The sequence below is a fragment of the Bacteroides sp. HPS0048 genome, from assembly GCF_964240755.1.
Lineage (GTDB): Bacteria > Bacteroidota > Bacteroidia > Bacteroidales > Bacteroidaceae > Bacteroides > Bacteroides nordii.
This window is the reverse complement of record NZ_CAXSVC010000016.1, coordinates 50,468-62,888: the sequence shown is the minus strand read 5'-3', so window position 1 is coordinate 62,888 and position 12,421 is coordinate 50,468. Positions and strand designations below refer to the sequence as shown.

General features: G+C 38.8%; 10 protein-coding genes. 6 read left to right on the top strand and 4 right to left on the bottom strand.

The window, feature by feature from the left end; all coding sequences use genetic code 11:
* Positions 1 to 179: 179 nt before the first annotated feature.
* Positions 180 to 1,190, bottom strand: coding sequence for a glycoside hydrolase family 43 protein (locus ACESQI_RS13735; protein ID WP_373126370.1), 1,011 nt, complete (start codon positions 1,188 to 1,190; stop codon positions 180 to 182).
* Between the two features lie 252 nt (positions 1,191 to 1,442).
* Between ACESQI_RS13735 and ACESQI_RS13730 the strand changes: the two genes are divergently transcribed.
* A complete protein-coding gene (locus tag ACESQI_RS13730; RefSeq protein WP_373126339.1) occupies positions 1,443 to 4,004 on the top strand; it encodes a hypothetical protein in 2,562 nt (853 codons plus the stop codon).
* Positions 4,005 to 4,149: 145 nt separating this feature from the next.
* Here the strand turns inward: ACESQI_RS13730 and ACESQI_RS13725 are convergent, their stop codons facing one another.
* Positions 4,150 to 4,755: a MarC family protein gene (locus ACESQI_RS13725; protein ID WP_007484289.1), complete on the bottom strand. Its 606-nt coding sequence runs from the start codon at positions 4,753 to 4,755 to the stop codon at positions 4,150 to 4,152.
* 175 nt (positions 4,756 to 4,930) lie between these two features.
* Here ACESQI_RS13725 and ACESQI_RS13720 point away from each other — a divergent pair, with 175 nt between their 5' ends.
* Entirely contained in the window at positions 4,931 to 5,614 is a 684-nt protein-coding gene (locus ACESQI_RS13720) for a Crp/Fnr family transcriptional regulator (protein ID WP_373126369.1), read from the top strand.
* Positions 5,615 to 5,682: 68 nt separating this feature from the next.
* Here ACESQI_RS13720 and guaA read toward each other — a convergent pair whose 3' ends face one another.
* The gene (gene guaA, locus ACESQI_RS13715) at positions 5,683 to 7,206 is read right to left on the bottom strand and encodes a glutamine-hydrolyzing GMP synthase (protein ID WP_196039916.1); all 1,524 of its coding nucleotides are present in this window, start codon (positions 7,204 to 7,206) and stop codon (positions 5,683 to 5,685) included.
* A gap of 75 nt (positions 7,207 to 7,281) precedes the next feature.
* Positions 7,282 to 7,725, bottom strand: coding sequence for a large-conductance mechanosensitive channel protein MscL (gene mscL / locus ACESQI_RS13710; RefSeq protein ID WP_196039915.1), 444 nt, complete (start codon positions 7,723 to 7,725; stop codon positions 7,282 to 7,284).
* 137 nt (positions 7,726 to 7,862) lie between these two features.
* Here mscL and gap point away from each other — a divergent pair, with 137 nt between their 5' ends.
* The 4 genes from gap to ACESQI_RS13690 all read left to right on the top strand — a co-directional run bounded on the left by gap (position 7,863) and on the right by ACESQI_RS13690 (position 12,385).
* Positions 7,863 to 8,864: a type I glyceraldehyde-3-phosphate dehydrogenase gene (gap, locus tag ACESQI_RS13705; protein WP_002559487.1), complete on the top strand. Its 1,002-nt coding sequence runs from the start codon at positions 7,863 to 7,865 to the stop codon at positions 8,862 to 8,864.
* A 437-nt stretch (positions 8,865 to 9,301) separates the two neighbouring features.
* The gene (locus ACESQI_RS13700; protein WP_373126336.1) at positions 9,302 to 11,428 is read left to right on the top strand and encodes a M3 family metallopeptidase; all 2,127 of its coding nucleotides are present in this window, start codon (positions 9,302 to 9,304) and stop codon (positions 11,426 to 11,428) included.
* 8 nt (positions 11,429 to 11,436) lie between these two features.
* Complete coding sequence (locus tag ACESQI_RS13695; protein WP_025866498.1) at positions 11,437 to 11,946, top strand: DUF4847 family protein; 510 nt, start codon at positions 11,437 to 11,439, stop codon at positions 11,944 to 11,946.
* 13 nt (positions 11,947 to 11,959) lie between these two features.
* The gene (locus ACESQI_RS13690) at positions 11,960 to 12,385 is read left to right on the top strand and encodes a dCMP deaminase family protein (RefSeq protein ID WP_007484284.1); all 426 of its coding nucleotides are present in this window, start codon (positions 11,960 to 11,962) and stop codon (positions 12,383 to 12,385) included.
* Positions 12,386 to 12,421 lie beyond the last annotated feature (36 nt).

Sequence of the window (12,421 nt, the reverse complement as noted above, 5' to 3'; positions counted from 1 at the left end):
CAAACGCCCCGATCTCCGTAGAGAAACGAGGCGTTCATCGTAGAGAAACCAATCAAAGAGTCATAAGATATGACAGCAGGTATAAATATCCCAAATAGAGAGTGTTTATTTTGTAAGGAAAATACACTCCTATCAAAATAAACACTCCCTAATAACAATGATATTCTATCGCTTCGCGCTTAATCCGGCAATCTATTCACACCAACACCTTTAAAAGTCATTTTCACCGGTTTTATAAACCCATTCTCATCAAAATACATCCGGTCTATACAAACCTCTCTATGATTCGGAGCTGCATCACCCAACGGATGGCGATGATAAACAATATACCATTCATCTTTTCCGGGAATTTGAATTACCGAATGATGTCCCGCTCCTGTACCCACTGTCTCATCTTGCTGCAATATTTTTCCGATACGATTGAAAGGACCAAATGGAGAATCTGCAATGGCATAGGCTACACTGTAATCTGAGCCACCCCAACTACCCTCCGACCACATAAAATAATATTTATTATCCCGTTTCAGCATAAAGGGTCCTTCCACATAATTCTCAGGAGTGACAGATTTATAATACGAACCATCATCAAAAGGAACAAGACTCAATAAGTCCGGACTCAACTTTACCATATTGCAATGGTGCCAACCACCATAATACATATAATAACTACCGTCGTCATCCTTAAATACAAACTGATCGATCGGCTGGGCACCATTCACAATTTTATCAATCAAAGGTTTGCCTAAGGCATCTTTAAAAGGACCGGCCGGATGATCGGCTATGGCTACGCCAATCCCTCCATACTGTTCGTCATTCTGTATATCATTGCCTCCGAAAAACAGATAATATTTACCATTCGCCTGAACAACCGAAGGCGCCCATAAAGCAAATTCCAACCATTTTATATTTTCAATAGACAATACTTTGGGGTGTTTAGTCCAATGTACCATATCTTTGGATGAAAAAGCATCCATATAAGTCTGGATATTATAAACCTGATGGATGGCCCGCGTTTCTTTTTGCAAGCCGACAAAATCTACACTATCGGCTCCGGGAGGAAGATCGGACAAAGTAGGATATATCCAATACTCATTATCAAACACGACTCCTTCCGGATCAGCATACCATCCCTCAACAATAGGATTGCCGCTAAACTCTTCTTTATTACTACATGCCACTAATAATAGCATCACCCCCAATACTGTAACAACATTTTTCATATTTCCTTTTTTAATTAACAAGTAGCAAAAATAGCCCCTAACCGTTAACAATAATATTAATAATTCATTAACAGATCCCCCTCAGACCCAAACAAGGAGTACCTGAGCATTAACATTTTATTAATTCTCATAATCCCATGAAAGGTCATACAAAAATATAAATCTTTTTTTTGCAAATCTCATAAACCATATTACCTTTGCATAGAAACAACCGTGAGTATTATGCAAAAAACGATCCTTTTTCTACTCTTTATATTAAACCCGATACTATTTAAATCACAAAATATTTCATCCGGATTATATTTTGCTGCCCATAGTGCCATTAAAGAAGAGAGAACATCACTTATCCTGTCTCCTGAGTTTGATGCATCAAAAGGCTTCACATTAGACTTCGACATTAAGTTCAGATCAGAAGAACATAATTACGGGTATGTATTCAGAATCATAGTTGATAATGAAAAAAGTTTTGACTTAATAGCTAATATCACACCGGGGAAAAAAACACTGAATCTAATAGAAGGTGACAACATCTATCTGGCTTTCGACGAAGAACTACTAAAGCAATACACATGGAATAAATGGGTACATATCCGATGTTCAATCTATCCGGACAGTCTACGGCTTGTTTTCGATAATCAAATGTTGCAAGACCGGTATAAACCTATAAATATCAAAAACGTGAAATTCTATTTCGGATATTCCGACCATAATAAATTTCACTCTTCGGATGTCCCTCCGATGTCTATACGTAATATAAAAATTACAGACGGTAAAAATAAAACAATTGCATACTGGCCGCTAAAAGAACATCAGCCATATTCCTGTTCGGACAGTCTGCATCATATTCCGGCAACAGTAACCAACCCCACATGGGAGATAAACAAACATACCAAATGGGTAAAAGAAAAAACGTTGGAATTACCGATATATACACAAATCTGTCATGCTCCTTCAAAAGGCAATATCTATTTTGCCAATAGTTCATCTGTTCTCGTTTATTCGACCACCGATGATACATTAGATACGGTTTATTCTGCCCACGGAGCTCCATATACGGAAATAAACAACCAACTCATTTATCATCCATATTATAATGAGTTATGGTCATATGATTTTGACACCCTAAAATGGATTTCTATTTTCAATTTCAAGGACAACACATGGACAAGGGATGACCGTGAAATAAAAAACCCGGAATATTCTCAACACAATGCTTTTGTATCTCCCAATGATTCGTGCTTATATATTTTTGGCGGATACGGTAATTATCAATATAAGAACCAGATACTTAAAAAGAGCCGGACGCAGGATAATTGGAAATCGGTATCGTACAGCGAAGAAATACCTCCACGTTATCTGAGCGGATCAGGTTACAAAAACAGAGACACGATACTGGTGTTCGGAGGATGTGGTAACCCACAGGGAAAACAAGAGTTAGGAATCATCAATTATTACGATCTCTATGCGATAGACATCAACACATTCAAAACAAAGAAATTGTGGACTATCCCCAACGATACAAAGAATTTCGTTATCGGTAATAATATCGTTGCAGATGAAAAAAATAATAAGCTGTACGCTTTATGTTTTCCGAATGACTGTTCAAACAGTTATATCCTGCTAAAGTCTTTCGATCTGGATAGTGGAAACAACTGTACGAACTATGCAGATACTATCCCTTTCACCTTTAACGATGTAAATTCATTCTGTACACTCTACTACGACTCTTTGCAGTCGCAACTTTATGCGGTAACCAATTATAACCACAACAATAAATCAAATATTAACGTATACTCATTGGCTTACCCGCCTTTAAAAATAGAAGATACCCTGCAAACGGCCACAGGACGTAAAGCACATTCTGCAACGATCGTTTTTTTCATTAGTGTCGGAGTCTGCATTATTGCAGGCATAGGCTGTATATACTTCTGTTATCGAAGAAGAAGAAAAAGAAACTTTAATCCTAACTCTCCGGTCACTACAAATACGGACCGCCTCCACGAAACAACTTCGGAAGAAGAGAATTATAAACCTAAACCAACTGTCCACAGAAAGTCATCCATTCTTTTTCTGGATGGATTCCAGGTATGGGATAAGAATGGGATAGATATTACTAAATCATTCACTCCCATTTTGAAACAACTGCTGATTCTTATCATATTATACAGCGTAAATAATAAGAAAGGAATTTCGAATGTCACTCTGCGGGAACTGCTTTGGTTTGATAAAATGGATGAAAGCGCCCAAAATAACCGACGGGTGAATATCCGGAAATTAAAACTCTTACTGGAAAAGCTGGATGGTGCCGAACTTGTGAAAGAAAGTACCTATTGGTCTGTTAAGTTTACCCAAACTTATTGCGACTATATAGAAGTATGCAATTGTATAGACAAAGTGAAAAATAACGAACCGATCACAGCAACAAATATCAATGATTTGCCTCTAAACCTACTATCGGGGCAATTATTGCCATATGTTCAAACAGACTGGTTGGATTCTTTCAAGTCCAATTATGCCAATTCTGTATTAGATACAGCAATAAGCCTATCTAAACAGGAATATATAAAGGGAAACAACGAATTATTAATTCAGATAGCCAACAGCATGTTTGCACACGACAAAACAGATGAGTATGCTTTAATTCTCAAATGCCAGGCATTGTATAAAAATGGCAGAACCAGTTTGGCCAAAACAACATTCGACACATTCTGCAATGAATATAAAGCAATGCTGAATACAGATTATACGAAGACATTCAATGAAGTAATCAATTGTCAATTGTAACCTCTAAACAAGATAGAAGTTTATAATAAAAATGTATGCTCCTGTTTCGCGAAACAAAAGCATACATTCTACTAATACGATATTCAGATTCTCAGATAAAATTTCTGTTCCTTTAAAACGAGACTCTATCTTTAAAGATTCTTTTTTATGGCAAGTGTTTCTGTAATGCCTCTACCATCAATGTAATATTGCTCATAAACAATTTCACTGAGATAGCCAACAGAATAATTCCAAAGAATTTGCGGATGATATAGATACCACCCTTACCCAAAAAACGTTCTACACGTCCCGTCATACTCACCACAAAATAAACCCAAATCATATTCAGTACCAACGCAATGATTATATTAATACTGGCATATTCGGCACGCAACGACAAAAGGGTAGTGAAAGCTCCGGCACCTGCTAAAAGAGGAAAGACAAGCGGAACAAGAGTAGCCTCCTTAATAGGGCCCTGATTCTTGAAAATTTCTACATCGAGAATCATCTCGAGAGACATCAGAAAAATAACAAAAGCACCGGCTACGGCAAACGACTCAATATCTACATGAAAGAGCTTTAACATCATATCACCGGCATAGAAAAAGCCTATCAGCAAAGCAAAAGAAATGACAGTAGCTTTCATCGCATTTACATCTTTTCCTTTTTCTTTCAGATTGATAATGATAGGAATAGAACCAATAATATCAATTACAGCAAACAGTACGATAAACGCACTAATCATCTGTTGAAAATTAAATTCTGTAAACATCGCTCCTCCTTTTTTTCTGCAAAGATAATCTATTTTTATGCATTTTACAATATTTTTTTTCTTGAATCAGTACGTTCAATTAAGAAATAATAAAAAAAACAAAAAGAGAAGCGAAATGATCACAGTAAGCTCTGATTATAACTACATTTGTTTCAAATTAGAAGATTATACTTGTATGGAAACGATGTTTAACACTTTGTTGCAATTGCCTTTATTTCAAGGACTTTGCCACGAAGATTTCACAAATATACTGGAGAAGGTAAAATTGCATTTCACCAGGCATAAAGCCGGAGAAGTGATTGTAAAAAGCGGTACTCCTTGCAATCAGTTGATTTTCCTACTGAAAGGAGAACTTTCTTTGCAAACCACCTCCAAAGATGATTTATTTACTTTTATCGAGCACATGGAAGCACCTTATGTGATTGAACCTTATGCCTTGTTTGGTATGAACGTAAACTACGCTTCATCTTACATAGCTCATACGGAGTCACACACCATAAGCATCAGCAAAGCATTTGTTCTTTCCGGTCTGCTCAAATATGAAATATTCCGTCTCAACTACATGAATTTCATCAGCAACCGGGCTCAAAATCTCTACGGCCGTTTGTGGGATGAAGCATATACGGATATAGAAGATAAGATTATTCATTTCATACTAGTCCATGCGGAAAGGATGCAGGGAGAGAAAATCATGAAAATAAAAATGGATGATTTTGCCCGCTGTGTAGATGATACACGATTAAATGTATCCAGAGTTCTGAATTCCTTGCAGGAACAGAAGTTATTGGAACTGCATAGAAAAGAAATTATCATTCCGGATGCTGCATTATTGGCGGAATGGAATGAAAAAAGAAAATAACGGCTAAAAAAGTGGCCTCAACCTTTAAAAGTTGAGGCCACTTTTTTAGCACGGAGAAATTATTTTCATCACTCCCATTCTATAGTTGCCGGTGGTTTGGAACTGATATCATAAGTTACACGATTCACACCCTTCACCTTATTAATTATATCATTAGAAACTTTTCCTAAGAACTCATAAGGCAAATGTGCCCAATCAGCCGTCATTGCATCGGTAGATGTCACAGCACGCAGTGCAACAGCTCTTTCATAAGTACGTTCATCTCCCATTACACCTACAGACTGAACCGGAAGCAAGATAACACCTGCCTGCCATACCTGATCATACAATCCCCAATCTCTTAATCCTTGAATAAAGATATCATCGGCATCCTGCAAGATAGATACTTTTTCCGGAGTTATATCACCTAAAATACGCACAGCCAATCCAGGTCCGGGGAATGGATGGCGCGTAATCAAATGCTCAGGCATACCCAATTCGCGACCTACACGACGAACTTCATCCTTAAACAAAAGACGAAGCGGTTCACAGAGCTTTAAGTGCATTTTTTCAGGCAATCCACCTACATTGTGATGGCTCTTGATAACTGTACCTGTGATAGACAATGATTCGATGCAGTCCGGATAGATTGTACCCTGTGCCAGCCATTTCACATCTTTAATCTTATGTGCTTCTTCATCAAATACATCGATAAAGCCTTTACCTATGATCTTCCGTTTACCCTCCGGTTCAGTTACGCCCTCCAATTCTGCAAAGAACTTAGCACTGGCGTCCACACCAATCACATTAAGACCAAGGCATTCATAATCGTGCATTACGTTTTTAAATTCATTCTTACGAAGCATGCCGTGATCTACGAAGATACAAGTAAGGTTCTTACCGATCGCTCTATTCAATAATACGGCAGCTACTGACGAATCAACACCACCACTTAAGCCAAGCACTACCTTATCATCACCCAACTGAGCTTTCAGTTCGGCTACTGTACTTTCAATAAACGAAGCCGGAGACCAATCTTGCTTACAACCACAAACATCTACTACAAAGTTCTTCAGCATCTGTGTTCCATCTTCACTATGAAATACTTCCGGATGAAATTGTACACCCCATACCTGTTCTCCCTCAATCTGATAAGCAGCTATTTCTACTTTATCAGTAGAAGCTATTTTCTTGAAGTTGGAAGGAATAGCCGTAATGGTATCTCCATGGCTCATCCATACCTGAGTACCCTCTTTCACTCCTTTGAACAACACGTTGTCTTTGCAGAAAGAAGCCAGGTGGGCACGACCGTACTCACGCGTACCTGCCGGTTCTACTTTTCCGCCATTCGTATAAGCCATAAACTGTGCACCATAGCAAATGCCCAAAATAGGATATTTACCCCTTATCTCGCTCAGGTCTACCTTGAATGCATTTTCGTCATATACTGAGAAAGGGCTTCCGGAAAGGATAACACCTTTTACACTTTCATCTCCTTTGGGGAACTTGTTATAAGGAACAATTTCACAATACGTATCCAGCTCGCGTACACGACGGCCAATAAGCTGTGTAGTCTGCGATCCGAAATCAAGGATTATTATTTTTTCCTGCATATAAATGGTTGGATTTTGAATAAATGATCTGCAAAAGTATAAAAAACTATGCAACCTACTTGAACAATAGTCTATTTATTTTCCTTTTTGCTCCTTCAGCAAGTCACGTATTTCAGTCAGTAACACCTCTTCTTTTGTAGGAGCCGGCGGTGCAGGAGGCGTTGCAGGAGCAGCTGCTTCCTTCTTTGTGGTCAGTTTGGTCAATAACCGTATAAATAAGAATATAGAAAAAGCAATTATCAGAAAATCAAAAGTAGCCTGCAGGAAGTTTCCATAATTCAACGTCACAGCAGCAATTTCTTTTCCATCTACCATTTCGGCAGGCTTCATCACCCACTTCAAATCTGTAAAATTTACCCCACCAACCAATAATCCGAGGGGAGGCATTATGACATCAGCCACCACTGATGACACTATTTTACCAAACGCTCCACCGATGATAACACCGACGGCCATATCAATCACATTTCCCTTCATGGCGAAAGCCTTAAAGTCCTGTAAAAAAGTACTCTTTCCCATCTTTTTTTATATTTAATATTAATTTCATGTGCGAATATAAAAACATTTTCTTACTTTTGCACCGCATTTAGAAAAGAAATGCAAGTTCAGAAATATATTTGAACAAATATTATAAAACCCTTAAAAGTTTAAACAAAATGATTAAAGTAGGTATTAACGGTTTCGGCCGTATCGGACGTATGGTGTTCCGTGCTGCAGTTAAGAACTTTGGTAACGATATTCAAATCGTAGGTATCAATGACTTGTTGGATGCTGATTATTTGGCATACATGTTGAAGTATGACTCAGTACACGGTCGTTTTGATGGTACTGTAGCTGTAGAAAACGGTGCTTTGATTGTAAACGGTAACAAAATCCGTTTGACTGCAGAGATGGATCCTGCTAACTTGAAATGGAACGAAGTTGACGCTGACGTTGTTGTTGAATCAACAGGTTTCTTCCTGACTGACGAAACAGCTCGCAAACATATCCAGGCTGGTGCTAAGAAAGTAATCATGTCTGCTCCTTCTAAGGATGCTACTCCTATGTTCGTATATGGTGTTAACCACGATACTTATGCAGGTCAGGACATTATCTCTAACGCTTCTTGTACTACTAACTGCTTGGCTCCTATCGCTAAAGTATTGAACGACAAGTTCGGTATCGTTAAAGGTTTGATGACTACAGTTCACGCTGCTACTGCTACTCAGAAAACAGTAGACGGTCCTTCTAAGAAAGACTGGAGAGGTGGTCGTGGTATCCTTGAAAACATCATCCCTTCTTCAACAGGTGCTGCTAAAGCTGTAGGTAAAGTATTACCGGTATTGAACGGTAAACTGACTGGTATGGCATTCCGCGTTCCGACTTCTGACGTTTCTGTAGTTGACCTGACAGTAGTTCTGGAAAAACCTGCTACAGTAGAAGATATCAACGCTGCTATGAAAGAAGCTTCTGAAGGCGAATTGAAGGGTATCCTTGGCTATACTGACGATGCAGTTGTTTCAACTGACTTCCGTGGTTGCGCTATGACTTCAATCTTCGATTCTAAAGCTGGTATCTCTTTGGATTCTAACTTCGCTAAAGTTGTATCTTGGTATGACAACGAGTGGGGTTATTCAAACAAAGTTTGTGAAATGGCTCGCGTTATCGCTAAGAAATAATCATTCACAATATGATTCAAGTAAAGCTGTTTCGGTTTCCGAAGCAGCTTTTTTTTATATATTCATTTTTGATCCGAAATGAGCAAAACTCACCACAGAGTAACACAGAGTTCCACAGAGTAGTATTTATCTGATGAAACGCAGATTAAAAGGCTGTAGTTCTTTATCATACATTTGTTTCCCTTTACGAAAATCTGCGTTAATCTGTGTTTCAATAAAGATTTAAACTCTGTGGAACTCTGTGTTACTCTGTGGTGAAATCATTCAGAAAAAACTAAAACGCCCTCTATTAATTAACAAAATTATATTAATCTGCGAAATAATCCTTATTCACTAATACTTTGTTAAAAAGCAGATCATTCCTACTGTAAGTATCCACTATTTTAGTAATTTTGTAACTCATAAGTATAAACCAAATCATTCATAATCCGGCTTATATGAAGAGACTAAACGTAATATTGATTTTACTTTGCATTATTATTAATATGATGAACGCCCAAAACCCTTTTTTTGAAAAGTATACTACACCGTATGGAACTGTCCCATTCGATAAAATAAAAACAGAACATTACGAGCCTGCCATCCGTGAAGGAATCCGTCAGCAGGCAGCTGAGATAGATGCTATCGTTAATAACCCGGAAGTACCGACTTTTGCCAATACAATACTGGCATACGAAAAGTCAGGCGAACTATTGGATCGTGTAACAACTGTATTCGGTAATCTACGCAGTGCAGAGACGAACGATGATCTGCAAATACTGGCGCAGGAGATGATGCCACTTCTTAGTGAACACAGTAACAATATCAGTCTGAATGAAGAATTATTTAAACGTGTAAAAGCTGTCTATAACCAAAAAGAGCAATTAAACCTAACTCCGGAACAAACCAAGTTACTCGAAAACATATATGACGGTTTTATCCGCCGGGGAGCCAATCTGCAAGGAGAAGCCAAAAAGCAATACCGTCAATTAACAAAAGAATTGAGTAGCCTTACATTGCAGTTCAGCGAAAACAACCTGAAAGAGATAAATAATTATCAGCTTGTGCTTACAGACAAAGCACAACTTGCCGGACTCCCGGAAAGTGCCATAGAAGCAGCAGCTGAAACAGCCAAAGAAAAAGGTGTAGAAGGCTGGGTATTCACTCTACAGGCACCAAGTTACATCCCTTTCATGACTTACGCCGACAATCGTGATCTGCGCCATGAGCTTTATATGGCTTATAATACCAAATGTACCCACAACAATGAGTACAACAATATCGATATTGTAAAGAAGCTCGTTAATACCCGAATGGCTATCGCACAATTGCTGGGATATGAAAACTTTGCCCAATACACTTTGAAAAAGCGGATGGCAGAAGACAGCGATGCGGTTTACAACCTGCTCAACCAACTTTTAGAGGCGTATACTCCTACTGCAAAGAAAGAATACCAGGAAGTACAGGAGCTGGCACGCCAGGAACAAGGTGCAGAGTTCACCGTTATGCCTTGGGATTGGAGCTACTATTCTAATAAACTAAAGGATAAGAAGTTCAATATCAATGAAGAAATGTTGCGTCCTTATTTTGAACTGGAAAAAGTAAAAGAAGGAGTATTTGGCCTGGCAACCCGCCTGTATGGAATTACCTTCAAAAAAAATGCCGATATTCCGGTTTATCACAAGGATGTGGATGCCTATGAGGTACTTGACAAAGACAATAAAACGCTCGCTATACTTTATACAGACTTCCACCCACGTACAGGAAAACGTGCAGGTGCATGGATGACCGAATATAAAGGCCAATGGATAGACGATAAGACAGGAGAAAACAGCCGGCCGCATGTGTCTATCGTGATGAACTTTACAAAACCAACAGGAAACAAACCCGCCTTACTGACTTTTGACGAAGTGGAAACATTTCTCCACGAATTCGGGCACAGCCTGCATGGCATGTTTGCAAATTCTACTTACGAGAGCCTCAGCGGCACCAGTGTTTATTGGGACTTTGTAGAATTACCTTCACAAATTATGGAAAACTTTGCTATCGAAAAAGAGTTCCTCAATACGTTTGCCCAACACTATCAGACGGACGAAAAGTTACCCGAAGAACTGATAAAACGGTTGGTAGATGCCTCCAATTTCAATGCTGCCTATGCTTGTCTGCGTCAGGTTAGTTTCGGTTTGTTGGATATGGCATGGTATACCCGTAATACTCCTTTTGAAGGAGATGTGAAAGAGTACGAACAACAATCATGGGCCAAAGCACAAATATTACCGGTTGTGAAAGATGCCTGTATGAGTACACAGTTCTCACACATCTTTGCCGGAGGATACTCTGCCGGATATTACAGTTATAAATGGGCGGAGGTATTGGATGCGGATGCTTTCTCGTTGTTTAAACAGAAAGGTATATTTAACAGGGAAGTTGCCGAATCATTCCGCAACAATATTCTGTCAAAAGGTGGAACGGAACATCCAATGATACTCTATAAACGCTTCCGTGGACAAGAGCCTACAATTGACGCATTGCTCATCAGAAATGGCATTAAAGAAAACACTGGAAATAAAAAAACTGAAGATTAGAAACCAAGATGAAGAAACAAATATTGAAATATATCGGAATATTGTTTGCAATCATGCTGATTCCGGCTTTAAGCGGATGCAATGATACGGATGATGTGCAAAAGATATTCACAGGGAAAACATGGAAGATGACCTATATCACCAAAAAGGGTGAACATAGATGGTATACTTTTCCGGGAGTAGACGAAAAGAACTATTTGTCTTATGATCCAACCACCGGAACAAGGGCATTCCGGATAACTTTCACAGGCAGTACAAGTGAAAACAGAATCAATGGTGATTTCAACGGTTCCGGTTCTGTGGTTATGAACGGTACATGGGAAGCAAATGGCGAAAAACAAACTTTCCGAACAACTGTAAAAGATAAAAGGGTAACCGATTCGAATGACAAATTGGGGCAGTTCATCATCGAAGCAATAACCAAAGCAACCTCCTATGAAGGAGATGAATACAATTTGTACCTCTATTTTGAATATAATACAGAAACTCTGTGCATTACATTTGCACCCGAAAGATAAAACACATACGATAATGGATAAACAATCAGAATTAGATAAACGTTATATACGTATGGCCAGCATCTGGGCTGAAAATTCGTATTGCCAACGGCGTAAAGTAGGAGCATTGATTGTCAAGGACAAAATGATCATTTCCGACGGATATAACGGAACGCCTTCCGGCTTCGAGAATGTCTGTGAAGATGAAAACAATGTCACAAAGCCCTATGTGCTTCATGCTGAAGCAAACGCCATAACCAAAATAGCACGTTCTAACAACAGCAGTGATGGTGCTACCATGTACGTCACGGCCTCTCCTTGTATTGAATGTGCTAAACTCATCATTCAGGCAGGTATCAAACGAGTGGTTTACTCCGAGCATTATCGTCTGGAAGATGGAATTGAATTACTCAAACGGGCCGGAATAGAAGTCATATTTGTGACAACCGACCACGAGTAACAGCAACAAAAAAAGAAAAAACAGCAAACCACAGTT